The sequence below is a fragment of the Allobosea sp. 2RAB26 genome (assembly GCF_052115465.1).
Taxonomy (GTDB): Bacteria; Pseudomonadota; Alphaproteobacteria; order Rhizobiales; family Beijerinckiaceae; genus Allobosea.
In genome coordinates this window covers 549,464-574,993 of record NZ_JBFRGS010000001.1, presented here as the reverse complement: position 1 = coordinate 574,993, position 25,530 = coordinate 549,464, and the positions used below count along the sequence as shown (strand labels likewise).

The following is a 25,530-nucleotide window of genomic DNA, read 5'->3' as shown; positions in this document are numbered from 1 at the left end:
GCCTTCATCATCGTGGGGGGCTCCGAAGCACGGTTCGAAGCAGGTAGCCACATATGACACCTGGCGGAAGACGCAGCATTTGCACTGATTCAGTGCATTTGACGCCATGTCATGCTGGCGAGCCGTGCTAGTCTTGCCAGCATGACGAGAGCCGACCTCAACTTGCTCATCACCCTCGATGTCCTTCTCACCGAAGGCAGCGTGGCCCGCGCTGCCCGGCGCCTGCGGCTAAGCCCGTCCGCGATGAGCCGAGCCCTGGCGCGGCTGCGCGAGACGATCGGCGACCCGCTGTTGGTAAGGGCGGGGCGCGGCCTTGTACCAACGCCGCGTGCAGTGGAATTGCGGGAGCGCGTCGGTCCGCTCGTTCAGGAAGCGGAGGCGATCCTGCGGCCGGCCGAGGCGCTCGATCTGCAACGGCTTGTCAGGACCTTCTCGGTTCGGGCGAGCGACGGCTTCGTCGAGGCCTTTGGGCCTGAACTCATCGCGCACATCCAGGCGGAAGCGCCCGGCATACGGCTCCGCTTCGTCCAGAAGCTGGACAAGGATAGTACGCTGCTTCGAGAAGGCAGTGTCGATCTCGAAACCGGTGTCATCGGGGCGGCGCAGAGTCCGGAAATCAGGACGCGGGCGCTGTTCTCGGATCACTTCGTCGGGGTCGTGCGGCGGGGACATCCATTGGCCACAGGCGAGATCACCGCCGATCGCTTTGCTGCTCGCCGGCACATCCTCGTCTCGCGGCGCGGTCTCGACAAGGGACCGATCGACGACGCGCTGGAGGCGATCGGACTGCGGCGAGACATCGCCACGATCGTCACCGGCTTCTCGCCTGCGCTCTCGCTCGCGCGTGGATCCGATCTCGTCGCCATTGTGCCCGAACGACACACTCGGACCCTGCGCGACGGCATGGTCACCTTTCCGCTGCCGGTTTCTGTGCCTGAGATCTCCGTGTCCCTGCTCTGGCATCCCAGGCTGGATGCCGATCCTGCGCACCGCTGGCTGCGCGAATGCGTCCGCCGGGTCTGCGGGATGCAGAATTCGCCCGATGATATGGGTGGGGTGCCGGCTGAAACAGGAAACAACCGAGGGCGCCGTCCGCAGGCTGATCTCCTGCCCGATTACTGACGTCCCGATGGCAGCAGCAGCCGCCCTGTCACAATCCGGCTGAGACACCGGGCCCCCGCGGCGACAGGTTCAGCGCGCCATCATTGCCCCGCAGAGCCTGGTCGCAAAGCGGTTGAAGCAGTGCGCATATGGCATCTGGTTCGCGCCCGCCGGACCGCAGCATGTGGAACACGGCAAAGCTGGTCAGCGCGAAGAGCAGGTCGACGGCATCGCGCTGCAGTTGCTCGTCGCGCCCACCTTGGCGGCGCACGAGCGCGGCCAGCGCCAGCCGACGGCGCTCATTGCGTTCTGCCAGGCTCTCCGTCAGTTCGGTGTCGCCGGCCGCTGTCGCGAACAGCCCAACCAGTCCGTCATCGGAACTCCAGAAGCCGCAGAACACCGTGACCAGCGCCGCCAAGGCCTCCTTCGGGTCAGAAATGGCCATTGCGTCTGCAAGATCAGCGATCCCGCCGGCAGCCGCCAGGGCGTCGAAGGTCGCCTCCAGCAGCCCACGTCGCGAGCCGAACTGATTGTAGACGGTCAGTCGAGTCACGCCCGCCGCGGCCGCCACGGCCTCTAGCGAGAGCGTCCTTCCAGCCGGCTCCCGAAGCAATGCCGCTGCCGCAGCGAGGAGCCGGCCGCGCGTTTCTGCGGTTTTGGCCTCTCGTTTGGCACTCGAATAGGGCCTTGACGTTCTCTCGTGACTCATGACTATACAGATTGTATATCCAATTTTGCCCATTCAAACGGGCGCTGTTTCGGAGCCTAGCCTATGGAACCCTTCCTGATCAGTATCATCGCCATGCACGTTCTCTCCTCGGTGTTCTGGGCCGGCACGACATTCGTGCTGGCCCGTACTGGTGCAAACGACGTCGCCCGCCTCTTCCGCCCGCAGTTCGGTGCCGCCGTCGTCGCGATGATCTCTGGCGCGCTCCTGTGGAGTTTCATCCATGCCGGGAACGTCGGAAACGCAGAAATGCTGCTTGCGCTCGGCGCCGGCACCGCGGTGGCGGCGTTGGTGATCCAGGCGCTCGGGGTGCTGCGCGGCTTGCGCAGGACCGGCCAAGCTGCGCCCTGGCTGGGTCTCCTCTACCGGATCTCAGCCGGGCTGCTGCTCGTAACCGTGATCTGCATGACGGTCGCACGCTATGTCTGAGCAACCGTCGACCGTGTCACACATCCCGACTTTCCCCGACCTCGCCGGCAAAACGGCGCTGGTCACTGGCGGCTCCGGCGGGATCGGCGCCGAAACCGCGCGTTGGCTGGCGCATAACGGGGTTTCCGTAACGGTTGCCGGCCGCGACCAACCCCGGCTCGACACGGTGCTGCGCTCCCTGGAGGCGATCTCCGACGGGCATGCCGCCGTCCGGATCGACTGCACCCGGCACGACGAGTTGGAGACCGCCCGTGCCGCGTTCGTTGCACGGCGCGGCAAGCTCGACATTCTTGCCGCCTTCGCCGGAGGTGGGACCAGCAGGCCCGTTGCGCTGGAGGATGTGACTGAGGCGGACTGGCACTCCAGCCTTGATCACAATCTGACCGCCACGTTCTTGACGCTCAAAACCTTCCTGCCAAGCCTCAAGCAGGGCCGCGGCGGCGCCGTCATCACCATGGCCTCGACAGCCGGCCGCGCGCCTTCGCAGGCGCCGCTCGGCTATGGGGTCGCCAAGGCCGGCGTCATCATGCTCACACAGCAAGCCGCACACGACCTCGGGCCATCCAGCGTGCGCGTGAACTGCATTTCACCATCGGCCGTATTGACCGACCGGACCGCAACACACATGCCTCCCGCCGTCAGGGCGCAGGTGGTCCTCGCTCATCCGGTCCGGCGGCTCGGCTCGCCGGCAGACGTGGCGGCGGCCACGCTGTTCCTCGCTTCGGAGAGTTCGGGCTGGTTGACCGGCGCAACCCTCGACATCGCCGGCGGACGGCTGATGCACTGATCACCGGCGCCAAAGCCGGCGAACCAGGCCAGTTGGACTGGCAAGCGATCGCCTCGCCCCCCTGCCCCGCCCAAGAAGGCCCTTGGACAAGGACTCGCATTGAGCCCGTTGGGGCGCTTCGGTCGCCTGTATGCGTCTCAGCTGTCCCTGTCGGGCGCGAACATGGTGCCTTGCTGGAGACAGTCGCAGAGATCGCGATAGACCGCGGCCAATCGCTCACGTGACGGGCGGCTGGCACCCACTGCATCCTCGATCCGGCGGGCAAGGCTGCCATGCTTCAGGATGGTTGCCCAGATTGGTGTCCAGCGCGCTGGATCAATACCCGAGCTGTCATCCATGTTCTCCAGAATGTGCCGCCAGAGATCGCCGGCGCGACAGGACTGACCGGAATAGTCGAACAGCCTGAGATAGGCCCCATCATCGATCATGGCGTCCTCGGCGGATATCACGCAGCTGTCGAATATCCGGGCCAGCTCCTCGGTGGCCATATCGCCGCTGAGGCGCTGGAGATCGCCGTAGAGGCGATGAACTGCTCCAACGACAGCGGCGGCAACTGCGAGATCGGCTTCGGGGCACTCCTGGGTATCGATGACCCGAATTTCGATTGTGTTTCGGTCGAAGCGGGGGATGCAGCCCCTGGCATTGAGCCAGGGGTGCCTGAGGATTCCGCCGGGATCTGCAGACGCCATGACGGCATAGATCGGCTCGAGAATCGTGTCTTCGTACGCGCGTTGACTGGAGACGGTGTCGGGAATGATCAGGCCGTTGATCAGGGGATAGGCCTTCGCATTGGCTCCGTAGGCCCTCATGCGGAAATCGCGGTAGGCGGTGCGCTGGCCGTCGGCAATGGGCGAGCTTGCAGCCAATGCTGGAATGATCGGCAGGACGCGACGGATCGCTTCGTGGAGCCGCGCAAATTGATCGTCGTCGGCAAAGGGGAGATTGAGATGGACGCTCTGCAGATTGGTCCACCCATGCGATCTGGTTTCGAAGATGCGCTGATAGGTGCGGTAGATTCCGTGGGGATCAATCGGCCACGGCTGAGCATCATATCGGGGATCCAGCCACGGATGCATTGCCGTCGGCATCAGGCGCGCTCCGTGGCCCAGAAGGGTCTTGTTCAATGCGATGACCTCGCGTTGCAGGGGCTGGGCGAGGTCTTCCAATCTGGCCGCTGGAGCGAGATTCTTCGCTTCCAGGACATGAAGCACGAACTCGTTGGACCAGCCGATCAAGCCTCGCTCCATAGCTACGGCGCCCGTGCCGGCGGCATGCGCCAGGACGATATCTGCAATGGAGCGGCATTCCAGATCGGCGGTTCCGACGATCGCGTATTCAATCTCGATTCCGAACCCTTCGAACGCATTGAGCGGCCTCATCCCATGGACTCCGAAGAGCGAGGCGTCATCTGACATGTGCGCGGGGCTTGAACGGGATCGAGTGTGGCAGACAGCATGGGAGGGCCTTCCTGGGAGCGACTCCCGGAGACCCTAGGCTTGCAATCACCAGCAATTGCTTTCGCTGAAGCAGAAAGAGGCGCGCAGGACAGGACCAGGCAGTGGCATTCCGTCCACGGGAGATCAAAGGACGAGCCGGGATTTCGAGAACGGCTGCTGCCGCTCGCACGAAGGAACTGGCGAACGCGATCGCAACAACGAGACGCCGGCGCCCCTGCGGTCCTCGAAGGCCAGCTCGCCAGATGATGAACCCAGCGCAGGCGAGCCGCTCGCTCAAAGTCTATGAGAGTAGACGCTGAGTCCACCATTGCCAATCTACAGGTCGGGCGTCCACATCGGCATATCCAGCGCATCGACGTTGGAGAAACGACATGAACCCGATATCTGAACCGATCCTCACCTCCGGCTTTCCGCTCGGCAGTTCCGCAGGGCTGGTGACCGCCTTCGAATGGCTCGGCCAGCCATATCGCCTCACCAGGGTGGATATGCTGGGAGAAATGCGCACCGACGCCTACAAGCGCCTGAACGGCCGCGTGGAGACGCCCGTGCTGATCACCGGCGAAGGCCGTGTCCTCACCGAGACGATGGCGATCGCCCTGTGGCTGGAGGCGCGCGACCTTGACCGCCGCATCAGCTTCGAACCCGGCACGCCGGAGGCCGACCGGCTGCATCAATACGTCGCCTTCCTCAATACCGGCTTCACCGGTGCGTTCGTCCCGATGTGGGTGGCGCTGGAAGCGGAAGGTGTAACGGAGGAGTATCGCGAAACGCTGCGCAAGTTCGGCCGCAGCTTTGTCGCCGAGCGCCATGAACAACTCGAGGCGATGATCGGCGACAGCGACTACCTGCTCGGCGACAGACCGACGCTGGCCGATGCGGTGTTTGCCGGCGTTGCGCGCTGGGTGGACTTCCACAAGGCCGTCGACCCACGCGACTATCCCCGCATCCTGGCGCTGCGCAAGCGCATCGAAGCCGATCCCGCGTTTCGCTTCGCGGTAGCCATCGAGGACGGCAAACAGGCGGCAGGCAGTGGCGCGATGAAGGGTCTCGTTCCGCTCGCCGATGTCCTGCGCAACGCAGACGGCGTACTCGCGGCCTGAGACGCATGAGAACTGACTGCGCGCCATGGGTGGTGGCGCGCAATCCCCCTCTCCGCTCAGGGCGTGCGGGGGCTTTCGTTGAAGGCCCGGACTGCTGCAGCGGCGAGGTCGCCGACCGATCTGGAAGGATCTGACATCAAACGAGCCACGATCCCTCCAAGCCTCGCCTTCGCAGCTTCGGCCTCATCTCCGGCAAGATCTGGGTCGCTTCTTACAGTTTCCCATGCTCGGGCGTGGATGGCCTCTGCGATAAGCATCTCTTTTGAATTCAAGACGCCGGGAACACGGAAATCGAGGGGCAGCATAGAAAGGGTCTCGGTGAACCCGCGCTAGATAGTCCTCGCATTCCGAACGGCAAGGGCTCCGCCCTCCGTCGCCGGGGCGGGGCTCGACTGGATTCCGGCTGTCTGCCGCGACCAGCGCGGTGAGAGTGCGAGAGGCACGTCAATCGCACACAAGGGCGAGCCTGACCGGCCCCGAATGTGCATGATGCGGACTAATGCTTTGACAGCACCCGGCGCGACGCGCTCAATCCCGCGGCAACCGGAAACCCTGCCATGCCTCGCCTTGCCTTGACGTCGACTGCTCTCGCCACAGCGCTGCTGCTCGCGCTACCGGCGTCAGCCAAGACGCTGAAGCCCGTCCGCAATGTCGAAGCGACCGAGGATTTTGCCGGCAAGAAGCCCGACAAGGCAGCCAAGGATGTCAGCGGCCTGGCCTGCCTGCCGGCGAATGGCGAGGAGCGGCGCTGCCTCCTGGCGAATGACGAGAACCGCTCGGCCCAGTTCGCTATCCTGACCAAGGGGCGCATCAAGCCTGCCGGCGTGGTCGAGCTGATCGGGGACAGCCCCTCCCCGACCGCGCTCGGCGCGATCCCCGCGTCTCCTTGTCCGACGATCGGCGGTTATGGCGAGTTCGACGGCGAGGCGGTCGCCTACGCCGCGCCCTATTTCTACATCGCCGGTTCGCATGGCTGCTCGCGCAGCAGCAGCGAGTTTCGCCTCTCGTCGTTCCAGCTCGCGCGGGTCAAGGTCGATACGGCCGGCACCCCCATCGGCCAGGTTGAACTGACCTACCGCCTGAGTGATCTGTTGCGTCGTGCCGGCGAGGTTGCGCCCTTTTTCGGCAAGCCCCTGACGGATGGCAACGGCCTGAACATCGAAGGCATAGCGACCGCTCATGACAGGCTCTGGATCGGGCTGCGGGCGCCGTCGCAGAACGGTCGCGCCTTCCTGCTAGAAACAAATCCGGACGAGCTCTTCGCGCCCGGCAATGAACCCGCGCAGGGCACTCCGACTGTGATCGCTTTCCCGGCTGGCCCGAATCGCGGCGTGCGCGACCTTGCTGCACTGCGGGACGGACGCCTGCTGGTCCTGGTCGGCCCTGCGCAGGAACAGGACGTTCCCTATGGCCTGCTGCTGCTTGACCCTGCCGCGCCCCAGTCACCGAGGGATCTCGGCACACTTGCACCGCCCAAGGATGCCAAGGCGGAGGTCGTGACCATTCTCGAGGAAAGGCCTGGTCGCCTGCGCTTCCTGATCGGTTATGACGGCATCAAGAATGGTCGATTCCAGGAATACGAGCTGCAACTGCCATGACTATTTCCTTCCGGTCTTGCCTTGAGGGCGTAGTGACGCGCTATCGCGCCGAGGTCGCCTCGCGGCGTGAGCATCTGTCGCTGTTGCGCTGGCAGATTGCCGCAGGCCATGCGCTCGACGAGCGCGACACCTTTCCGGGCCATGTCACGACCAGTGCGATCGTCCTGTCGCCGGATCACGCCCAGATACTGCTGATCGACCATGTCGTCATCGGTCGCTGGCTGCAGCCTGGCGGCCATTACGAAGAGGCCGAAGCATTCAACCTTTCCGCTGCGCGCGAGGCCATCGAAGAGACCGGCGTCAGCAGGCTTGCCCTGCATCCCTGGCATCGCGGCGACGATCTGCCCTTCGTCATCGACAGCCATGACGTCCCCGGAAAACCCTCGCGCGGAGAGCCGGACCATATCCATCACGATCTGCAATATCTCTTCGTCGCCGATCCCGCGGTGCCGCTCGTCGCGCAGCTCGAGGAAGTTCACGCCGCAGCCTGGAAGCCTGCCGCCGAACTCGCCGGCATTGCGCCGCTCGTTGCGGCCCGCCTCGCTTCGGTTGCGGTGCGATAGCAGTGTCGCTGCAAAGATGTAACTTTATTATATTTTGGGAAGCCGGCGCAGTCTCGCCATTCCCGACCAATTTCGCGAGGATTCTCCCCGCAACGATTCTGGCGGCCAGTTAACGCTCTTGCAAATCATTTGCATCTGATCGATCTTGGGGCATCGATACCCGAGGACTGACTGATGCTGCCGAAGATTGCCGCCGCTGCCCTTGCCCTGAGCGCTCTTTCCGCCAACGCCTTGGCAACCGACCTGCCTACCCGCAAGAGCGTGCCTGCCGCCCAGCCGACGCTCTCAGCCTGCGCCGAGAGCGAAGGCATCCCGACCGACGCTTTCGGCTTCACAACCGGTTCGGACGTGGCGGAGCTCGGTTCGTTCGGGCCGAGCCTGACCTATGGCGGCGCCTTCGGCGCGCGCAGTGGCCGGTCGAACGCCCACGGCGCGCAGCTCCAGGGCTCCTATGGGCTCTTCTCCTGCTTCGAGATCGGCCCCTATCTGCTCGGTGGCTACATCAATGCTTCGGCCGGGGGGATCAGTGCTAATTCAAGCAATAATGGTGCCGGCGTCGAGATGAAATACCGCCTGCTCGGCCGTGACTTGCACGGCATCGGCCTGACGGTGGTGCTCGATCCGAGCGTCAACCGCACTGATCCCGACGGCGCCGGCCGCTTCACCACTTTCAATACCGGCATCCGTCTCTTCGCCGACACGGCGCTGGTGCCAGGCAAGCTCTATGCCGCGCTCAATCTCTCCCAGGACATGACCTGGACCGGCCCCGACCCCTATGGGCGCTCCTCGACCTTTACGGCCTCAGGATCACTGGCCTGGCAGGTCGTCGACGGCCTCTATGTCAGCGGCGAGGTCCGCCATCTGCGGCGCTACAACGATCTCGGCTTCGGCAACGAAGCGGGCTACGCCACATTCGCCGGCCCCGGCATCTACTGGCAGGCGACGAAACAGCTCGCGCTCTCGGCCGCCTACAACATGCAGGTCGCCGGCAAGGCCAAGGGTGAACCCCGTAATCTGGACCTCACCAATTTCAGCCAGCATCCCGTCAAGGTGAAAGCCGCCTACAGCTTCTGATCAGCCTGCATTGGTCAGCGCAGCAGCGATCGGCCGGTCATCTCGTCCGGCTGTTTCAGCCCCATCAATGCCAGCAGCGTCGGCGCGACATCAGCGAGCCTGCCATCGGCCAACGCCTTCGCATCGCCACCGATCAGCATCACGGGCACCGGAAACGTCGTGTGGGCGGTATGCGGCTTGCCGGTCACCGGATCGACCATCAGCTCGCTGTTGCCGTGATCGGCCGTGACGAGCAGGGCACCCCCCATCTGCTCGATTGCCTTGGCAATCCGGCCCAGGCCCGCATCGACGGTTTCGACCGCCTTGATCGCCGCCGAAAGCACTCCGGTATGCCCAACCATGTCGGGATTGGCAAAGTTCAGCACGACGAGATCATATCGCCCCGAAGTGATCGCCGCGACGGCGCGGTCCGTCAGCTCCGGCGCAGACATTTCGGGCTGCAGATCGTAGGTCGCGACCTTGGGAGACGGCACCATCACCCGGTCCTCGCCGGGATAGAGGCGCTCTTCGCCACCATTGAAGAAATAGGTCACATGCGGATATTTCTCGGTCTCCGCCATGCGGACCTGCATCCGCCCTGCCTTGGCGACGGTCTCTCCGAGACCGTTCGAGAGCGTCTGCGGCGGAAACAGCGCCGGCATGATCTTGTCGAGTTCGGCGCTGTAGGAGGTCATGCTGACCGCCCTGGAAAGCTTCGGCACGCGAGCCCGAGTAAAGCCCGTGAAATCCGGGTCGAGTACCGCGGCCAGAATCTCGCGAATCCGGTCCGAGCGAAAATTGAAGCTGAGCAACCCGTCGCCGTCCCGCATGCCGGCATATCCAGCGATCACGGTTGGAACGATGAACTCGTCATTGACGCCCTCCGCATAGGCGCCGGCGACCGCCTCCCCGGCCGTCGCGAAGGCCTTGCCCTCGCCCAGCACCATGGCGCGCCAGGCCTGCTCGACGCGCTCCCAGCGATTGTCGCGATCCATCGCGAAATAACGGCCCGACAGGCTGCCGATCACAGCCTCCTTCGGCAGGGCCGCGGCGAAATCGCGTACATACTCTGCCGCCGATTGGGGTGGGGTGTCTCGTCCATCCGTGAAGACATGGACGCAGACCGGGATACCCTGCCCGGTCAGAATCCGGGCCAGCGCCACGGCGTGATCCTGATGGGCGTGCACCCCCCCGGGCGAGACGAGGCCTAGCAGGTGGCAGGTGCCCCCTGTATCCCTGAGTTTCGCGACAAGCCCGGTCGCGTCCAGCGCCTGCGCGATCGACTTGTCCTGGATCGCCTGGTTGATCCGCGGCAGGTCCTGCATGACGACGCGCCCGGCGCCGAGATTGAGATGGCCGACCTCGGAATTACCCATCTGGCCTTCCGGCAAGCCGACATCGAGCCCCGAAGTCTTCAGGAAAGCGCGCGGCGCACTGGCCCAATAGCGATCGAAATTCGGCGTGTTCGCCAGCTTCACCGCATTATTGGTTTCATCCTCGCGCCAGCCCCAGCCATCGAGGACCATCAGCATCACGGGGCGGTTCGACATGCGGCAACCTGTGGGCATCAAGGAAAAACTGCTTGTGCGGATATCACGCACCGCGCCGCCAACGCGAGTGCTAAGAAGAAGCACCGATCCCCGACCCCACGGCAAGGGAACCGCCCATGGCGCTCAAAGCCCTCGTTTTCGACGCCTATGGCACCTTGTTCGACGTCCAATCCGTTGCCGGCGTCACTGACGAGGCGTTTCCCGGCCATGGCGAAACGATCACCCAGATCTGGCGGCTGAAGCAGCTCGAGTACACCTGGCTCAGGGCGCTGATGGGCCGCTATGAGGATTTCTGGACGGTCACGCGCGACTCGCTCGACTTCACGTTGGCGACACTCGGGCTGGTGGCGACGCCCGATCTGATCGCCAGAATTGCGGCAGCCTATGACGCGCTCGCGCTCTACCCGGAGGCAAAGCAGGCACTCGAGGAGCTTGCGGGCTTCCGCCTCGCCATTTTCTCGAATGGCAGCCCGGCCATGTTGAAGCGCCTCGTCGCCCAGGCCGGAATCGACGAGTTGCTGGAAACCGTGATCAGCGTCGACGAGATCGGCGTCTACAAGCCGGACCCCCGCGGCTATGAGCTGGTAGAGAAGCGACTGGGCCTTGCTCGCGAGGAGATCCTCTTTGTTTCCTCCAACGGTTTCGATATCGCCGGCGCCAAAGCCTATGGCTTCACCGTCGCGCGCATCGAGCGCATTCCCGCAACGGCCTTGCGTGCCGAGCTGGCGGCCCCCGGCGGGATCGGCCCCACGGCACTGTTCAAGGCTCTGCGCATGCAACCGGAACGGCTCGGGGCGGGCGCCGACCTCACTATCGCCAGGCTGACGGATCTTGCAGCTTACGCGACGAAACAGCGGTAAGACCCGCTCGATCACCCTGCGCCAGGAGACCCAATCGATGATCAAGTTCTACTATCATCCGTCGCCGAACCCCGCGAAGATCGCGCTCTTCCTTGAGGAAGCCGGGCTGCCCTACGAGATGGTGCCGGTCGATACCCGGCGTGGCGACCAGTTCAAGCCCGAGTTCCTGGCGATCAATCCCAATGCCAAGACGCCAGCCCTGACTGATGGCGACGTCACGATCTTCGATAGCAACGCGATCCTGCTTTATCTCGCGGAGAAGACCGGCAAGTTCCTCCCCGAGAGCACACCGGCGGCACGAGGCCAGATGCTCTCCTGGTTGATGTTCGTCGCCACCGGCATCGGCCCCTATTGTGGACAGGCCGTGCATTTCACCCGTTTTGCGCCTGAGAAGATCCCCTACGCAATCAACCGCTACTCGCGCGAGGCCGAACGGCATTGGGGCATCATCAACGACCAGCTCGGCAAGCATCGTTACATGCTGGGAGACAGCTACACGCTGATCGACATGTCGGTCTGGGGCTGGTCGACGCGCGCAGCCTTCGCGCTCGGCGAAGAGGCCTTCGGCAAGCTGACCAACGTCAAGCGCCATCTCGATGAGATTTCCGCTCGCCCCGCCGCTCAGCGCGCGGTGGCATTGAAGGATCAGTTCGCCTTCAAGACGGAATTCGACGAGGAGGCGCGCAAGTTCCTGTTCCCGCAGAACGCCCATCTCGTCGCGTGAGCCAAACCCCGAGCGGGCCGGCTCACGCCGGTTCGCTCAGGCCGCGATCACGAAATCGAACCGGCCGAGACGCCCACCTTCGGCAGCGCGGATATCCATCAGCAGCGCGCGGTCGAAGATACCGTCGCGCGCATTGCCGGGCTCGCTCGGGAAATAGAGCTGGGTCGTCAGGACCGGCCCCTGTCCCGCCCGAACCTTCACATGAAAATGCCGTGTCCGGCCGGGATAGAGGCCGGGCATGCGGGTGATGAACTGGTACCGGCCCTGCGCGTCGGTGAACTGGTGGCCTCGGAAGAGAAAGCCCGCATTGTCGTAGTCGCCGCTCGCATTGGCATGCCAGAGATCGACCAGGGCTCCGCCGACCGGGCGGCATTGCGGCGTCAGCACGAAACCGGACAGCACCAGCATCTCGCCTGGCCCATCTCCGCGCAGATCCCGCTTGAGCGGGGAGGACGGCGTGAAATACGGCCCCTCGATCTGGCGCCTGGTAACCGCCGCCCTGCCCTCGCAGGCAGGCGTCATCGGAAGTTCCGTTCCTTCGGCCCGGGCAGGTTCGGGACGAGACAGCGCCGCGAGCCCGGCCGCAGCGAGCGCGGAAGCGACGAGATCACGGCGGTTGAACCCAATTTGCGGCATCGCGCACTCCCATCCCGGATCCCAGTTTGGTGCCCCTCCCCTTGGGGTGAAGACCGGAGCCTTGCCAAAATATGGACGCAGCGTTCCGGGAAAGCAGTGGCAGAATGGCCCGTTTCACGGCACTGTGACCGCCGATTCCGCGTGCTCCGGTCTGGGTCGCGACGCGGCGAAGGAAACCGTATGCCGACCGATATCGAAATTGCCCGCGCAACCGAACTCACGCCCATCCCCAGCATCGCCGAAAGGGTCGGGATTCCCGAAGAGGCCCTTCATCCCTACGGCAAGTACATCGCAAAGATCGATGGCGCCGCGATCCCGGATTTCGAGCAGCGTCCAAATGGAAAGCTGATCCTCGTCACGGCGATCAGCCCGACGCCCGCCGGCGAGGGCAAGACCACCACGACGGTTGGCCTCGGCGACGGCCTGTCTCGCCTCGGCAAGCGTACCATGATCGCGCTGCGCGAACCGTCGCTCGGTCCCTGCTTTGGCATGAAGGGCGGGGCCGCCGGCGGCGGCTATGCGCAGGTCGTGCCGATGGAACAGATCAATCTGCATTTCACCGGCGACTTCCACGCCATCACCAGCGCCCACAACCTGCTCGCTGCGCTGGTCGACAATCATATCTATTGGGGCAATGCGCTCGACTTCGATGCCCGCAATGTCGCGCTGCGCCGCGTCATGGACATGAATGATCGCGCCTTGCGGCAGATCGTGTCGTCGCTGGGCGGCAATGGCAACGGCTATCCACGCGAGGACGGCTTCGACATCACTGTCGCCTCTGAAGTCATGGCGATCTTCTGCCTCGCTCGCGACCATGCCGATCTCGAGGACCGGCTCGGCCGCATCGTGGTCGGCCGCAGCCGCGACAAGCGCGCGATCACTGCCGCCGAGCTGAAGGCGACCGGCGCGATGAGCGTCCTGCTCAAGGATGCGCTCATGCCGAACCTCGTGCAGAGCCTGGAAGGGACGCCAGCCTTCGTCCATGGCGGCCCCTTCGCCAATATCGCCCATGGCTGCAACTCGGTGATCGCCACGCGCGCCGCACTGAAGCTCGCCGATTATGTCGTGACCGAAGCCGGCTTCGGGGCCGATCTCGGCGCGGAAAAGTTCTTCGACATCAAATGCCGCAAGGCCGGCCTCAAGCCGGCCGCGGCGGTCGTGGTAGCGACCGTCCGCGCGCTGAAGATGCATGGCGGCGCAGCCAAGGATGCGCTCGGCCAGGAGAACCTGAAGGCGCTCGAAGCCGGGCTCTCCAACCTGACGCGCCATGTCGTCAACATCCGGAAATTCGGCGTTCCGCCGATCGTCGCAATCAACAATTTCGACAGCGACACCCATGCCGAGCATGAGCTGATCCGCCATTATTGCCGCAACCATCTTGGCGTCGAAGCCGTGATCTGCCGGCACTGGGCCGAAGGCGGCGCGGGCGCCGAGGAGCTGGCGCGCAAGGTCGCCGCACTGGCCGACGATGACGAGGCGGATTTCGCGCCGCTCTATCCAGATGCCATGCCGTTGCGCGACAAGCTGCAGACCATTGCCGAAGAGATCTACGGCGCGGCTGGCATCTCCCACGACGCCAAGGTGGGCGCGCGCTTCGCGGAACTCGAAGCTGCCGGGCATGGACACCTTCCCGTCTGCGTGGCCAAGACCCAATACTCCTTCTCGGCCGACCCCACGTTGCGCGGCGCACCCTCGGGCCACATCGTCCCGGTCCGTGAACTTCGCCTCTCGGCCGGGGCCGGCTTCGTCGTCGCGATCTGCGGGGACATCATGACCATGCCCGGTCTGCCCCGGGAGCCCGCCGCAGAACGCATCCATATCGATGCGGAAGGACAGATCGAAGGCCTCTTCTAAGCTTTTGCAGCTGGATTAGACACTGGCACGGGTGATTTCTACCTTCACCCGTGCAAGCATCGTGACAGAAAAAGGCCGAATCAAACGCGTCGAATCACGACATCCAGTTAGGTTCGGCGGACGCTGTCGGGGCACTGCTCGGGATGAGGGCGAATATCGCGCGGCCGGCCTTCACCTCGGGGTTGAGGGGCCGGGTTCTCGTCTTGACCCTGGCCGCCCTGCTTGCGGTCGCCATCCCCTCGACCGCAGCTTTTCTCTGGATCGTCAACGCGACGGTCGAGAAACTCGGCACGCTCTTCGCCGAGAAGCAGATCCTGTTCGATCGCTATCGCGGGCTGGAATCCCTGATGCGGGAGGTCTCGCTGGCCGAAACGGTGGCGCGCTCCCCAGCCATTCTTGCCTGGGCGGCAGATGAGAACGATCCCGAGAAATCCGCGCGCGGGCTCGCCGAACTTGAGCATTACCGGCTCTCGTTCAAGGATCGCAGCTATTTCGTCGTGCTCGACGGCTCCGGCAACTACTACTTCAACGACAAGCAGAACACTTACGAGACCGCCCGCAGGCGCTACACCCTCTCACGCGAGAACCCGCGCGACGGCTGGTACTACAAGACGGCGGCGCTCGGCTCCGGCTGCCACCTCAATGTCGACCACGACGACAATCTCAAGGTCACCAAGGTCTGGATCAACTGCATCATCAGCAAGGGGGCCAAGCAGCTCGACATCATCGGGACCGGCGTCGATCTCAGCCAGTTCATTCGCGAAGTCGTCGATATCCCGCAGGTCGGCGTGCAGAGCATCTTCGTCGACCGCAACGGCGCGGTGCAGGCGCATCGCGATCCGCGCCTTGTCGACTTTCATAGTCTGACAAAGGACCTCAAGGCCAAGAAGACGATCTTTGCCCTTGTCGACGAAGAAGCCGACCGTGCGGCGCTGACCGGCATGATGGCTGAGGTCGCGCGGGGTGAAGCCCCCGTCCGCTCACGCTTCATGACCGTCAGCGGCCGCGAAACGCTCGTCGGAGTGGGCTATCTCGACCGCCTGGGCTGGTTCAACATCAGCCTGATGGATGTCGACAAGATCATCGATCGAAGGCTGTTTCTTCCGATCGCATTGCTGCTGGCCACCATCCTGATGACTGCCGCCACACTGATGACCTTGCTGTTCAAACGCAGCGTTCTCGACAGGCTGGCGCGGATGGAAGCCTCCGTGATGCGCGTCCGCGCCGGCTCGTTCACACCTTCCGATACTGACGCCGGCCATGATGAGATCGGCCGCCTGTCGCGCGCCCTCGAGGAGATGGCACGCGCGGTTGGCGACAATACCGACCGACTCGAGGCAATGGTACGGGAGCGCACCGAGACGCTCGAGCATCTCGCCCATCACGACCCGCTTACCTCGGTGCTGAATCGACGTGGCTTTGAAGGAGCCTTTGCCCAGGAGCAGAACCGGGCCCTTCGCACCGGGCGCCCGACGGCGCTCGCCCTGGTCGATCTCGATGACTTCAAGACGATCAATGATACCTATGGCCACCAGGCCGGTGACCGGGTCATCATCGAGGTCGTACACCGCATGTCCGCCGTGCTGCGCAACTATGATATTTGTGCCCGCTGGGGCGGCGACGAGTTCATCCTGCTGATCGCCGACAGTTCGCTCGCCTCGCTTTCGGCGATTGCCGCCAAGATCGTCAGCGAGATCAGGGCAGCCCCGATCGAGCTTAATGGGGCGCAGGCGATCACCGCGACCGTGAGCATCGGCGCCTGCATCGTCGGCCCGCTGGAAACCCTGTCGAGCGCGGCCGCCCATGCCGATGCCGCGCTCTATGCCGCCAAGCATGGCGGTCGCGACACCTTCGTCGTCTACGACCCCGCGCTGCACGGCCAGACGGGCCATCCGACGCTGCGGCTCGGCTGATCAGGCGAAGGCGAGCTGCACCTTCATCGCCCGCGACTTGTCGCCAGCCAGCTCGAAGGCCTCGACGGCCCGCTCGACCGGGATCGACGCCGTCAGCAGCGGAGAGAGATCGACGCTGCCCGAGCCGATCATCGCCACGGCCCAGTCGAACTCCTCATGGAAGCGGAATGAGCCCCGCAGATCGAACTCCTTGGCGACCAGCACGTTCATCGGCAGGGTGAAATTACCGCCGACGCCGATCTGTACAATGACCCCGCCGGGCCGCACCACGTCGAACGCACCCGTCAGCGCATGCTGGTTACCCGAGGCCTCGAACATCACGTCGAAGGCCCCCTTCTCCGCGCCGTACTCCGCCTTGAGCCGCTCCGGCTCCGCCATGACGTTGATCGCGCCCGTCGCGCCCATCTTCAATGCCGTCGGCAGCGGACCGTCGACAACGTCGGTCGCGACGATCTCGGAGGCTCCCGCCGCCCTGGCAGCGACCACGGTGAGCACGCCGATCGGCCCGGAGCCGGTCACCAGGACCCGCTTGCCGAGGAGGGGGCCAGCGCGCTTGGCGGCATGGAGGCAAACCGAAAGCGGCTCGGCGAAGGCGGCCTGCGCCGCCAGCACATGCGCAGGCAGCTTCACCGCCTGCCGCTCCTCGACGACGAGCACATCGCGAAACCCGCCCTGGACATGGGGGAAGCGCATGGCGCTGCCATAGAACAGCATGTCGGTGCAGTGTTGCTGCTGGCCTGCCTGGCAGTAGCGGCAACGCCCGCAAGCCCGGCTCGGATTGACGGCGACACGGTCCCCCGGCCTGACCCGCGAGACCTCGCCGCCGACCGCCTCGACCGTCCCGGCGATCTCGTGGCCGAGGATCATCGGCTCGCGCACGCGAATCGTACCGAAGCCACCATGCTGGTAGTAGTGCAGGTCCGAGCCGCAGATCCCGCCCGCCTCGATCCGCACGCGCACATCCAGCGGTCCGAGTTCCGGCACGGGCCATTCCTCGACCCGCAGGTCCTTCGCGGCGTGGATGACGACTGCGCGCATGGCGGTTCTCCCAGGGAAGGCCTTGTCGGATTCGGCCGATCTGCAATTGTCTAATCGATTGAAAGATGCTTACCCAAGCTATGCGGGCCTGCGCAAATCGAATTTCTTCGGCCATACCTGCGCCATCGAGGATACGCCATGTCGCTTTCGCTGTTCAGCCTTGAAGGCAAGATCGCACTCATCACCGGTTCGGGCCAGGGCATCGGCCTCGCCATGGCCGAAGGTCTGAGCGAAGCTGGGGCACATGTCGTGCTCAACGGCCGCGACAAGGGCAAGCTCGAGACCGCACGCGCCGCGATCGCCAATTCCGGCCGCAATGTCTCGATCTCTGCCTTCGACGTCACCGAGCAGCAGGCCGTCGAGGCGGCCATTGCCGCGATCGAGGCCGAGGTCGGGCCGATCGACATCCTGATCAACAATGCCGGCACGCAGAAGCGGGCGCCCTTCACCGAGTTCCCCGCCGAGGACTGGCATTACCTGATCAATACCAATCTCCATTCGGTCTTCTATGTCACGCAGGCCGTGACAAAGCGGATGGTGCCGCGCGGCCGGGGCAAGATCGTCAATATCGGCTCGGTGATGAGTGAGCTCGGCCGGCCCACCATCGTGCCCTACACCGCCACCAAAGGCGCCGTGAAGATGATGACACGCGGTCTCGCCGCCGAGCTCGGCAAACATAACATCCAGACCAACGCGATCGGCCCCGGCTACATCGTCACCGAGCTCAACAAGGCGCTGATCGCCGACGAAACTTTCTCAGGCTGGGTCAAGAGCCGGACGCCCGCCGGGCGCTGGGGCGAGACTAAGGAACTGGTCGGCGCCGCGATCTTCCTCTCATCGGCAGCGTCCGACTATGTCAACGGCCATCTGCTGATGGTCGATGGCGGCCTGACATCGGTGGTCTGACCTCCGGTTCAGCCCGCAGCATTAGCCTCGCTCTGCCGCATCCGGCTCGGCGGCAGACTATGGAAGCGCCCCCAGGCCCGCCGCAATTGCCGAGGTGAAGCAAAGCCGGCGCGTTCAGCGACCGCCTCGATGTCGAGGCGGGAACCGGTCAGCAACTCTCGCGCAACGGCAACCCGCATCCGATTGACATATTCGGTGACGCTCATGCCCGCATGTTCGTTGAACAGGCGCGAGAGATTGCGCGGGCTCGTTGCGGCGGCATCGGCAAGCGTACTCACCGACCAGTCGCGCACCGGGTCGGCCGCCACCGCATCCTGTGCCCGGTGCACGGAAGGGTGGATGTGGTTGCGGCCTTCGAGCCAGGGCGAAAGCTGCGGATCGGCGCCGGCACGCCTGAGATAGACGACGAGATAGCGTGCAACTGCAAGCGCGCAGGCATGCCCCGCCATCCCCGCCACGACATGCAGCATCAGATCGATACCGGCTGTAATCCCGGCACTGGTCAGGCGCTCGCCATCCTCGACATAGAGCCGGTTCTCAAGGATTCGGGCCGCCGGCGCAGCCTCAGCGAGTTCGCTGAGGCAGTCATAATGCGTGGTGCAATCATACCCGTCGAGAAGCCCGGCGCGGCCCGCGAGCAGGGCTCCGGAGCAGATCGAGATGAAGCGGATGCCCGGACGAACCGCCCGCCGCAGCCACTCGACGATCTGCCCCTCCTGGACCGCATCCTCCTCCCGGCTCGACCCCTGATGGCCAAGAGGCGCATCGGCACTGCCGGGCAGGACAAGCAGCGAGCCGTCTGGCAGAGAGGCTGGTAAGGGACCGATGGCTGTCATGCCAAGGCCGATCGAACTCCCGACATCAGGCAGCGGCCCGACATAGGTCACGGTGAAGCGCAAGGCGTCCTGTTCCAGATTGGCCCGGCGCAGCACCTCGATCGGTCCGGCGACATCGAGCAGCAGCACGCGCGGTGGTACGAGCACATAGACCGGCACCTCGACGGGCTGCTGCTCGCGCGTCATGCTGCCAGCTTCTTGCTGCGCTGAGTGAGAGCGTCCTCGACGGTGGCGATGCGCGCAAAGCGATCGGCCAGAACAAGCTCCGTCCGCGCCCGTATTTCGGCTGCGCTCCACTGGCGGCCGGCGGCATCGGTCATCGGGAAGGTCAGGGTCGCCTCGCCGACATAATCGACCTCATAGCCGAGGTCCGACGCGTGGCGGGTCGTGGTCTCGCAGCACTGCTCGGTGCGGATGCCGGAGACGATCACGCGGCGAATGCCATTCTCGGTCAGCCAGACATCAAGCCCACTGCCGACGAGTGCGCTGTGCCGCCCCTTGCGAAAGACGGCATCTGGTTCGAGCGTGAGCGGCGCGAGGGTCTTCACGTAGCCGGAACTCTCGGCGAAGGGACCGGTCGGGTCGACGTGGAAAATCTGGACGACAGGGATGCCAGCTTCCTTGGCTCCGTCGACGAGCGCCTGAAGCCGCGTGATGAAGGGCGACACATAGGTCTCTTCAAAATAGGCACGCTGCCGGAAGGATTCCTGGACATCGATAACGAGCAAGGCGGTATCAGAGGACATTTTGCATCTCCCACTTGAGGTATGGGTTCATGCTAAAGCTCTGAGCAATTGGCGAAATACCAGATCGAGACGAAGGGCGGACAAATCACGCCATGACGATAGACGATGCCTCGCTCTCCCGGCAAGCCGGAGCTAGTCACCGTTTTTCTCCCTCGCCTTCCTCGCCAGCCTCTCGAACTCCGCGCGCATCGCCTCGAGCTTCTCCTCGTCGAGTTCCTCAAGGTCGAGCAGCTCCTCCCGAGCCCCCTCAAGCCGAAGAATAAGCTCGTCGAGCTTGATCTGCATCGCTGCGGTGTCGCGGTTCTGGCTGTTCTGGATGATGAAGACCATCAGGAAGGTGACAATCGTGGTCGAGGTGTTGATCACGAGTTGCCAGGTGTCATTGAAGCCGAAGAAGGGCCCCGACGCTGCCCAGACGATGATGATCGCCAGCGCCAGGAAGAAGGTCTGGGGCTTGCCGGCCAAATGGGCCGTGCTCTGGGAAAGGCGCGTGAAGAAGGAGCGTTCCGCGATCGCAGAGCGGCTCGATGGCATGATTGCTTCCCCCGCATGCGGAACGGTTACGTTCATCAACACGGGGCGGGCCAGTCCGTTCCCGGCGCCTGGGAACGGCTGCGATCCACGTCAGGGGGTCAGGCGCTGGGCGTGCCAGGAGATGTGCTGCGCCATGAAAGTGGAGACGAAATTGTAGGAATGGTCGTAGCCATCCCGCATGTGGAGCTCGAGCGGAATCCCTGCGCTGACGCAGGCCACTTCGAGCAGCCAGGGCCGCAACCCCTCCTGCAGGAAGCCGTCGGCCGTGCCCTGGTCAACCAGGAGGTCCTTGACCCGGTGGCCGTCCGCGATCAGCGCAGTACTATCGTAACGCCGCCAGCCCGCCTCATCGGAGCCGAGATATTTTTCAAAGGCCGGCCGCGACCAACCCGCCGTCGAAGGCTGCGTGATCGGTGCGAAGGCCGAGACCGAATGAAAGCGATCGGGATTTTTCAGCGCGAGGGTGATCGCGCCATGCCCCCCCATGGAATGGCCAAAGATGCCCTGCCTGCTCATGTCGACGGGAAAGTTGTGAGCGACGATCTCGCTCAGCTCTGTGAGGAGATAGCTCTCCATCCGGTAGTTCCGGGCATAGGGCTCCTGGGTCGCATCGAGATAGAAGCCCGCACCGGAGCCGAACTGCCAGTTGTCGGGCTCGTCCGGCACGCCGTCGCCGCGTGGCGACGTGTCCGGGCATATGATCGCGATGCCGTTCGCGGCAGCGGCAGCGCGGTACTCGCCCTTGTCCATGACGTTCTGGTGCGAACAGGTCAGCCCCGACAGATACCAGAGCACCGGAACCGGGCCATCTTCGATCTGTGGCGGCAGGAAGATCGCGAAGGTCATCGGACAGGCGCAGACCGCGCTCTCGTGTCGGAAAACGCGCTGCGAGCCGCCGAAAGCCTTGGAGTTCGAGAGGAGTTCCATGATGTCCCTTTCGGTCGTTCGCGACGCGCAGTCCAAGCCTGATCCACATCATCATCCCTGCCGCGGTGAAGCGGAGATCAGGGATGATGACGGGTTTCCATGGAGGGTCGATGCGGCGGAAGAGCGGCCGGCTCAGTACACGACGACCGAGCGGATCGACTTGCCCTCATGCATCAGGTCGAATCCGTGATTGATCTCATCCAGGCTGAGCTTGTGGGTGATCAGATCATCGATGTTGATCTTGCCCTCCATGTACCAGTCGACGATCTTCGGCACGTCGGTGCGCCCACGGGCGCCACCGAAGGCCGTGCCTTTCCAGACCCGCCCGGTGACGAGCTGGAACGGCCGGGTCGCGATTTCCTTGCCGGCTTCGGCAACCCCGATGACGATCGATTCACCCCAGCCGCGATGGCAGCATTCCAGCGCCTGGCGCATCACGTTGGTATTGCCGGTCGCGTCGAAGGAGAAGTCGGCGCCGCCGCCGGTCAGATCGACGATCGCCTGCACCACCTTGTCGTTGCCGATCTCGGCCGGATTGATGAAGTCGGTCATGCCGAATTTCTCGGCCATGGCGCGCTTGCCCGGATTGATGTCGACACCGATGATCTTGTCGGCACCGACCATGCGGGCACCCTGGATGACGTTGAGGCCGATGCCGCCGAGCCCGAAGACCACGACATTAGCGCCGGGCCAGACCTTGGCGGTGTAGATCACCGCGCCGATCCCCGTCGTCACGCCGCAGCCGATATAGCAGATCTTGTCGAAGGGCGCGTCCTCACGAACCTTCGCCAGTGCGATCTCGGGCAGCACCGTGAAATTCGCGAAGGTCGAGCAGCCCATATAGTGGAAGACCTCGCCGCCATCGCAGGAGAAGCGCGATGTGCCGTCCGGCATCACGCCCTGGCCTTGTGTCGAGCGGATCGCGGTGCAGAGATTGGTGCGGCGTGACAGGCAGCTTTTGCAATTCCGACATTCCGGCGTGTAGAGCGGAATGACGTGATCGCCGACCTTGAGCGTGGTCACGCCGGCGCCGACCTCGCGGACGATGCCGGCGCCCTCATGGCCGAGGATCGCCGGGAACTTGCCCTCCGAATCCATACCCGACAGCGTGTAGGCGTCGGTGTGGCAGATGCCGGTCGCCATCACCTCGACCAGGACCTCGCCCGCCTTCGGTCCGCCGATCTCGATGGTTTCGATGGTCAGCGGCTTTCCGGCCTCCCAGGCAACGGCGGCGCGTGTCTTCATGATCATATCCTTGCAGAGGGCCAGCGCGAACGGCGATGGCGCGTGGGCTGGAAGCCTGGTCAGTGGAGGCGTGTCCCGACTGCGAACGCCTCGGCCAAGCACAAATAGGGCGAAGGGATGGAGGCTTTGTCAACGCGGCCCGACTTGGAGCCTCACAGTCTTGCGGAGTTGCGAAATGCAAACGGCGCGGATCGATGATCCGCGCCGTTCCTTGCGAAGCTGGAGAACCAGATAGTCAGTACTTGCGCACGACGGGCGCCTGGTAGGCGACCGGAGCCGGAGCTGCGCAGCAATCGGGATCGCCGAAATTCCAGCGCATGCCGATGCGGATGTCGTGGCTCTGGATGTCCTTGGCCTTCAGCGGCCCATAGGATTCCGTCAGGAATGCATTTTGAATGCGCCCAGACTGGGCATCGCCCAGATTGAGGTAGCGATACCCAACTTCAAGGGTCAGGTTCTTGTTCACCTCATAGCCGAGCCCCGCCATGAGCGCCCAGGCGACGCCGGAACGGGTGCCGTTGCTCGCGGTGCCCAGCGTCGGGGAAACCGGACCGAAAGGCTCATTGGCAAACACGATGCCCTGTTCGGTCAACCCCGAGATGCGGTTCTGCGCATAACCGATACCGGCGCCGATATAGGGCGTCAGGCAGTTCCAGGTGCCGAGATCGACATAGGCGTTGAACAGGGCCACCATCGAGGAGAGGTTGCCCTTGTAGGTATTTGTCTGGGTGCCATTGGCGAAGGAGTTGAAGAGCTTATCATTGACCCCAATCGTCCCTCCGCCGCGATACTCCCATGTACCATCGATGCGGAACCAATTGTTGAAGCGGTAGCCCACGCCGACGCCACCGAAAAAGGCCGTTTGATCGGTTTTATTGAAAAGCACGCCGCCGACAGCCGCAAGGTCGTCCTGCTGGTACTTGCCGACGGTCTGCAAACCGACACCTACATCACCGCGCAAATACCAACCGGACCCAATCGTCCCGCGCAGGGCAACAGGCTCAGGCGGTGGAGGCAGCAGAGGGGCGAGGTCGGCAGCGGAGGTCACGGCGGAGCCTCCGAAGGCCATGGCGCCCGCTAGTGCGAGAATTTTCAGGCTGCCCATGGCAGAGTCCCTCGAGTTTGCGCGACGCGATACGCAGCTCGCGCGTGTTACCGACGGGAAGGACCCTGGCACGAATTCCTTAAACGACGCTTAACCTTACCGCTTAACCACGAAATCTCGCAGGAACGAGCAAATCCCGCGCAGCCCAAAGATGGAATGCGCGGGGACACGTCCTACCTTCATGATGATCTTTGATCGAAGACGTAGCCGGCCAGCTGCGTCAGGCTGCGGCCTTCGTCACCGCATCGACGATGTCGTCGACAGCGCGCATCACCAGGTCGCGGTCATCGCCTTCGGCCATCACCCTGATCACCGGCTCGGTGCCTGACGGACGAATGACGAGACGCCCGCTATCGCCGAGCATTTGCCTGGCGGCCTCGATCGCGTTGACGACCGGCTTCTCCGTCAGGGGCTGGCCCTGCTTGTAGCGCACGTTCTTGAGGATCTGCGGCAGCGGCTCGAAGCAGTGGCAGACTTCCGAGACCGGCTTGTCCATCCGCTTCACCACCGCGAGCAGCTGCAGCGCCGCCACGAGCCCGTCTCCGGTCGTCGCGTAGTCGGAGAGGATGATATGGCCGGATTGCTCGCCGCCAAGGTTGAAGCCGTTCGCCCGCATATGCTCGAGCACATAACGGTCGCCCACAGCGGTGCGCTCAAGGCTCAGGCCGAGTCCGGCGAGATAGCGCTCCAGCCCGAGATTCGACATCACGGTCGCGACGATGCCAGGCGCCGAGAGACGACCGTCCTCCTGCCAGCTGCGCGCGATTACGGCCATCAGCTGGTCGCCATCGACGGCATGTCCCTGCTCGTCGATGATCAGCACGCGATCAGCGTCGCCATCAAGGGCAATGCCGATATCGGCGCGCAGCTCGCGCACCTTCTGAGCCAAGGCATCCGGCTTGGTCGAACCGACATCCTTATTGATGTTGAAGCCGTCCGGCTCGACCCCGATGGCGATGACCTCGGCCCCGAGCTCCCAGAGCGCCTCGGGCGCAACCTTGTAGGCGGCGCCGTTGGCGCAATCGACGACGATGCGCAGCCCGTCGAGATTCATGTTGCGCGGCAAGGTGCGTTTGGCGAATTCGATATAGCGCGCATGGGCGCTGTCGATGCGCTTGGCACGGCCAAGCATCGCAGCCTCCGAAAGCTGCGCTCCGAGATCGGAATCGATCAGGGCGGCGATCTCGCTCTCGACCTCGTCATTGAGCTTGTAGCCGTCGGGACCGAACAGCTTGATGCCGTTATCCTCATAGGGGTTGTGCGACGCCGAGATCATCACGCCGAGATCCGCGCGCATCGAGCGCGTCAGCATCGCGACCGCCGGCGTCGGCATCGGACCGAGCTGCAGCACATCCATGCCGACCGAGGTGAAGCCGGCGATCAGCGCCGTCTCGATCATGTAGCCCGAGAGCCGCGTATCCTTGCCGATCACCACGCGGTGGCGGTACTCGCCGCGCCGAAACGCGATACCGGTGGCCTGGCCGACCCTGAGCGCCAGATCGGGCGTGATCACGCCATTGGCGCGGCCGCGGATGCCGTCGGTTCCGAAATATTTGCGCGTCATATCCAGTCGATCCAGATGGCGGCCATGATGGGAGCTTCGCGGACAACCGGGGCGCGGTTGCAACCAGCCCGCTCCCGGCCCTGTTGAGTTCTTCTATAGCGGGACATGCGTTCCGCCTTCTCACGTTTTATGACGAATTTTATCATGGGCAACGCCGCCGGAACGAAGACAGGAACGATCGCGCGGGTCTCGTCCCCAACTCGGTCACACGCAACAGCCCCACCTAACCATTGATCGCAGGCAAAGAAAAAGGCGGCCAATATGGCCGCCTTCATGT

General features: G+C 64.1%; 25 protein-coding genes. 12 read left to right on the top strand and 13 right to left on the bottom strand.

Annotation, left to right across the window (positions count from 1 at the left end; all coding sequences use genetic code 11):
• Positions 1-141: 141 nt before the first annotated feature.
• Complete coding sequence (locus AB4118_RS02660) at positions 142-1,122, top strand: LysR family transcriptional regulator (RefSeq protein WP_441488250.1); 981 nt, start codon at positions 142-144, stop codon at positions 1,120-1,122.
• A 28-nt stretch (positions 1,123-1,150) separates the two neighbouring features.
• Here the strand turns inward: AB4118_RS02660 and AB4118_RS02655 are convergent, their stop codons facing one another.
• Positions 1,151-1,810, bottom strand: coding sequence for a TetR/AcrR family transcriptional regulator (locus AB4118_RS02655; protein WP_441488351.1), 660 nt, complete (start codon positions 1,808-1,810; stop codon positions 1,151-1,153).
• A gap of 63 nt (positions 1,811-1,873) precedes the next feature.
• On the opposite strand from AB4118_RS02655, the gene AB4118_RS02650 reads away from it, so the two are divergent.
• Complete coding sequence (locus AB4118_RS02650) at positions 1,874-2,257, top strand: hypothetical protein (RefSeq protein WP_441488249.1); 384 nt, start codon at positions 1,874-1,876, stop codon at positions 2,255-2,257.
• A gap of 13 nt (positions 2,258-2,270) precedes the next feature.
• On the top strand, positions 2,271-3,044 hold the full coding sequence (locus AB4118_RS02645; protein WP_441488248.1) for an SDR family NAD(P)-dependent oxidoreductase: 774 nt from the start codon (positions 2,271-2,273) through the stop codon (positions 3,042-3,044).
• A 137-nt stretch (positions 3,045-3,181) separates the two neighbouring features.
• On the opposite strand, the gene AB4118_RS02640 is transcribed toward AB4118_RS02645, so the two are convergent.
• Complete coding sequence (locus AB4118_RS02640; protein ID WP_441488247.1) at positions 3,182-4,423, bottom strand: carboxylate-amine ligase; 1,242 nt, start codon at positions 4,421-4,423, stop codon at positions 3,182-3,184.
• 449 nt (positions 4,424-4,872) lie between these two features.
• On the opposite strand from AB4118_RS02640, the gene AB4118_RS02635 reads away from it, so the two are divergent.
• The 4 genes from AB4118_RS02635 (at position 4,873) to AB4118_RS02620 (ending at position 8,836) form a co-directional block, all read left to right on the top strand.
• Positions 4,873-5,601, top strand: coding sequence for a glutathione S-transferase family protein (locus AB4118_RS02635; RefSeq protein ID WP_441488246.1), 729 nt, complete (start codon positions 4,873-4,875; stop codon positions 5,599-5,601).
• 557 nt (positions 5,602-6,158) lie between these two features.
• Positions 6,159-7,199, top strand: coding sequence for a DUF3616 domain-containing protein (locus tag AB4118_RS02630; RefSeq protein ID WP_441488245.1), 1,041 nt, complete (start codon positions 6,159-6,161; stop codon positions 7,197-7,199).
• A gap of 32 nt (positions 7,200-7,231) precedes the next feature.
• Positions 7,232-7,762: an NUDIX hydrolase gene (locus tag AB4118_RS02625; protein WP_441488244.1), complete on the top strand. Its 531-nt coding sequence runs from the start codon at positions 7,232-7,234 to the stop codon at positions 7,760-7,762.
• 174 nt (positions 7,763-7,936) lie between these two features.
• Positions 7,937-8,836: a hypothetical protein gene (locus AB4118_RS02620; protein ID WP_441488243.1), complete on the top strand. Its 900-nt coding sequence runs from the start codon at positions 7,937-7,939 to the stop codon at positions 8,834-8,836.
• Positions 8,837-8,850: 14 nt separating this feature from the next.
• Here the strand turns inward: AB4118_RS02620 and gpmI are convergent, their stop codons facing one another.
• The gene (gpmI, locus tag AB4118_RS02615) at positions 8,851-10,365 is read right to left on the bottom strand and encodes a 2,3-bisphosphoglycerate-independent phosphoglycerate mutase (RefSeq protein WP_441488242.1); all 1,515 of its coding nucleotides are present in this window, start codon (positions 10,363-10,365) and stop codon (positions 8,851-8,853) included.
• 116 nt (positions 10,366-10,481) lie between these two features.
• On the opposite strand from gpmI, the gene AB4118_RS02610 reads away from it, so the two are divergent.
• On the top strand, positions 10,482-11,225 hold the full coding sequence (locus AB4118_RS02610) for a haloacid dehalogenase type II (protein ID WP_441488241.1): 744 nt from the start codon (positions 10,482-10,484) through the stop codon (positions 11,223-11,225).
• A gap of 37 nt (positions 11,226-11,262) precedes the next feature.
• Complete coding sequence (locus tag AB4118_RS02605) at positions 11,263-11,949, top strand: glutathione S-transferase family protein (RefSeq protein ID WP_441488240.1); 687 nt, start codon at positions 11,263-11,265, stop codon at positions 11,947-11,949.
• 36 nt (positions 11,950-11,985) lie between these two features.
• On the opposite strand, the gene AB4118_RS02600 is transcribed toward AB4118_RS02605, so the two are convergent.
• Entirely contained in the window at positions 11,986-12,585 is a 600-nt protein-coding gene (locus tag AB4118_RS02600) for a dioxygenase family protein (protein WP_441488239.1), read from the bottom strand.
• Positions 12,586-12,765: 180 nt separating this feature from the next.
• Between AB4118_RS02600 and AB4118_RS02595 the strand changes: the two genes are divergently transcribed.
• Both AB4118_RS02595 and AB4118_RS02590 read left to right on the top strand, forming a co-directional pair.
• Positions 12,766-14,439 (top strand): formate--tetrahydrofolate ligase, encoded by a 1,674-nt coding sequence (locus AB4118_RS02595; protein WP_441488238.1) that lies wholly within the window; start codon positions 12,766-12,768, stop codon positions 14,437-14,439.
• 143 nt (positions 14,440-14,582) lie between these two features.
• Positions 14,583-16,352: a GGDEF domain-containing protein gene (locus AB4118_RS02590; RefSeq protein ID WP_441488237.1), complete on the top strand. Its 1,770-nt coding sequence runs from the start codon at positions 14,583-14,585 to the stop codon at positions 16,350-16,352.
• Here AB4118_RS02590 and AB4118_RS02585 read toward each other — a convergent pair whose 3' ends face one another.
• Positions 16,353-17,390, bottom strand: coding sequence for an L-idonate 5-dehydrogenase (locus AB4118_RS02585; RefSeq protein ID WP_441488236.1), 1,038 nt, complete (start codon positions 17,388-17,390; stop codon positions 16,353-16,355).
• A gap of 138 nt (positions 17,391-17,528) precedes the next feature.
• Here AB4118_RS02585 and AB4118_RS02580 point away from each other — a divergent pair, with 138 nt between their 5' ends.
• A complete protein-coding gene (locus AB4118_RS02580; protein WP_441488235.1) occupies positions 17,529-18,296 on the top strand; it encodes an SDR family oxidoreductase in 768 nt (255 codons plus the stop codon).
• An 8-nt stretch (positions 18,297-18,304) separates the two neighbouring features.
• On the opposite strand, the gene AB4118_RS02575 is transcribed toward AB4118_RS02580, so the two are convergent.
• From AB4118_RS02575 to AB4118_RS02540, 8 genes are all read right to left on the bottom strand, one after another.
• Positions 18,305-19,318: a GlxA family transcriptional regulator gene (locus AB4118_RS02575; protein ID WP_441488234.1), complete on the bottom strand. Its 1,014-nt coding sequence runs from the start codon at positions 19,316-19,318 to the stop codon at positions 18,305-18,307.
• The gene (locus AB4118_RS02570) at positions 19,315-19,878 is read right to left on the bottom strand and encodes an isochorismatase family protein (RefSeq protein ID WP_441488233.1); all 564 of its coding nucleotides are present in this window, start codon (positions 19,876-19,878) and stop codon (positions 19,315-19,317) included. The genes AB4118_RS02575 and AB4118_RS02570 overlap by 4 nt, the downstream gene beginning before the upstream one ends.
• Positions 19,879-20,010: 132 nt before the next feature.
• Positions 20,011-20,412 (bottom strand): low affinity iron permease family protein, encoded by a 402-nt coding sequence (locus AB4118_RS02565; protein ID WP_441488232.1) that lies wholly within the window; start codon positions 20,410-20,412, stop codon positions 20,011-20,013.
• Between the two features lie 90 nt (positions 20,413-20,502).
• On the bottom strand, positions 20,503-21,339 hold the full coding sequence (gene fghA, locus AB4118_RS02560; protein WP_441488231.1) for an S-formylglutathione hydrolase: 837 nt from the start codon (positions 21,337-21,339) through the stop codon (positions 20,503-20,505).
• A 132-nt stretch (positions 21,340-21,471) separates the two neighbouring features.
• Positions 21,472-22,584: an S-(hydroxymethyl)glutathione dehydrogenase/class III alcohol dehydrogenase gene (locus AB4118_RS02555; protein WP_441488230.1), complete on the bottom strand. Its 1,113-nt coding sequence runs from the start codon at positions 22,582-22,584 to the stop codon at positions 21,472-21,474.
• A 235-nt stretch (positions 22,585-22,819) separates the two neighbouring features.
• Positions 22,820-23,689: an outer membrane protein gene (locus AB4118_RS02550; protein ID WP_441488229.1), complete on the bottom strand. Its 870-nt coding sequence runs from the start codon at positions 23,687-23,689 to the stop codon at positions 22,820-22,822.
• Between the two features lie 220 nt (positions 23,690-23,909).
• On the bottom strand, positions 23,910-25,253 hold the full coding sequence (gene glmM, locus AB4118_RS02545) for a phosphoglucosamine mutase (RefSeq protein ID WP_113513340.1): 1,344 nt from the start codon (positions 25,251-25,253) through the stop codon (positions 23,910-23,912).
• Positions 25,250-25,528, bottom strand: coding sequence for a hypothetical protein (locus tag AB4118_RS02540; RefSeq protein WP_441488228.1), 279 nt, complete (start codon positions 25,526-25,528; stop codon positions 25,250-25,252). The genes glmM and AB4118_RS02540 overlap by 4 nt, the downstream gene beginning before the upstream one ends.
• Positions 25,529-25,530 lie beyond the last annotated feature (2 nt).

What these genes read in the sequence shown, in the direction of transcription:
- gpmI (WP_441488242.1), bottom strand. Translation starts at nt 10,365, where the DNA reads ATGTCGAACCGCCCCGTGATGCTGATGGTCCTCGATGGCTGGGGCTGG.
- AB4118_RS02540 (WP_441488228.1), bottom strand. Translation starts at nt 25,528, where the DNA reads ATGAAGGCGGCCATATTGGCCGCCTTTTTCTTTGCCTGCGATCAATGG.
- AB4118_RS02590 (WP_441488237.1), top strand. Translation starts at nt 14,583, where the DNA reads ATGAGGGCGAATATCGCGCGGCCGGCCTTCACCTCGGGGTTGAGGGGC.
- AB4118_RS02660 (WP_441488250.1), top strand. Translation starts at nt 142, where the DNA reads ATGACGAGAGCCGACCTCAACTTGCTCATCACCCTCGATGTCCTTCTC.
- AB4118_RS02600 (WP_441488239.1), bottom strand. Translation starts at nt 12,585, where the DNA reads ATGCCGCAAATTGGGTTCAACCGCCGTGATCTCGTCGCTTCCGCGCTC.
- AB4118_RS02620 (WP_441488243.1), top strand. Translation starts at nt 7,937, where the DNA reads ATGCTGCCGAAGATTGCCGCCGCTGCCCTTGCCCTGAGCGCTCTTTCC.
- AB4118_RS02575 (WP_441488234.1), bottom strand. Translation starts at nt 19,318, where the DNA reads ATGACGCGCGAGCAGCAGCCCGTCGAGGTGCCGGTCTATGTGCTCGTA.
- AB4118_RS02635 (WP_441488246.1), top strand. Translation starts at nt 4,873, where the DNA reads ATGAACCCGATATCTGAACCGATCCTCACCTCCGGCTTTCCGCTCGGC.
- fghA (WP_441488231.1), bottom strand. Translation starts at nt 21,339, where the DNA reads ATGGAACTCCTCTCGAACTCCAAGGCTTTCGGCGGCTCGCAGCGCGTT.
- AB4118_RS02655 (WP_441488351.1), bottom strand. Translation starts at nt 1,810, where the DNA reads ATGAGTCACGAGAGAACGTCAAGGCCCTATTCGAGTGCCAAACGAGAG.
- AB4118_RS02550 (WP_441488229.1), bottom strand. Translation starts at nt 23,689, where the DNA reads ATGGGCAGCCTGAAAATTCTCGCACTAGCGGGCGCCATGGCCTTCGGA.
- AB4118_RS02565 (WP_441488232.1), bottom strand. Translation starts at nt 20,412, where the DNA reads ATGCCATCGAGCCGCTCTGCGATCGCGGAACGCTCCTTCTTCACGCGC.
- AB4118_RS02570 (WP_441488233.1), bottom strand. Translation starts at nt 19,878, where the DNA reads ATGTCCTCTGATACCGCCTTGCTCGTTATCGATGTCCAGGAATCCTTC.
- AB4118_RS02605 (WP_441488240.1), top strand. Translation starts at nt 11,263, where the DNA reads ATGATCAAGTTCTACTATCATCCGTCGCCGAACCCCGCGAAGATCGCG.
- AB4118_RS02640 (WP_441488247.1), bottom strand. Translation starts at nt 4,423, where the DNA reads ATGAGGCCGCTCAATGCGTTCGAAGGGTTCGGAATCGAGATTGAATAC.
- AB4118_RS02610 (WP_441488241.1), top strand. Translation starts at nt 10,482, where the DNA reads ATGGCGCTCAAAGCCCTCGTTTTCGACGCCTATGGCACCTTGTTCGAC.
- AB4118_RS02585 (WP_441488236.1), bottom strand. Translation starts at nt 17,390, where the DNA reads ATGCGCGCAGTCGTCATCCACGCCGCGAAGGACCTGCGGGTCGAGGAA.
- glmM (WP_113513340.1), bottom strand. Translation starts at nt 25,253, where the DNA reads ATGACGCGCAAATATTTCGGAACCGACGGCATCCGCGGCCGCGCCAAT.
- AB4118_RS02650 (WP_441488249.1), top strand. Translation starts at nt 1,874, where the DNA reads ATGGAACCCTTCCTGATCAGTATCATCGCCATGCACGTTCTCTCCTCG.
- AB4118_RS02595 (WP_441488238.1), top strand. Translation starts at nt 12,766, where the DNA reads ATGCCGACCGATATCGAAATTGCCCGCGCAACCGAACTCACGCCCATC.
- AB4118_RS02580 (WP_441488235.1), top strand. Translation starts at nt 17,529, where the DNA reads ATGTCGCTTTCGCTGTTCAGCCTTGAAGGCAAGATCGCACTCATCACC.
- AB4118_RS02555 (WP_441488230.1), bottom strand. Translation starts at nt 22,584, where the DNA reads ATGAAGACACGCGCCGCCGTTGCCTGGGAGGCCGGAAAGCCGCTGACC.
- AB4118_RS02630 (WP_441488245.1), top strand. Translation starts at nt 6,159, where the DNA reads ATGCCTCGCCTTGCCTTGACGTCGACTGCTCTCGCCACAGCGCTGCTG.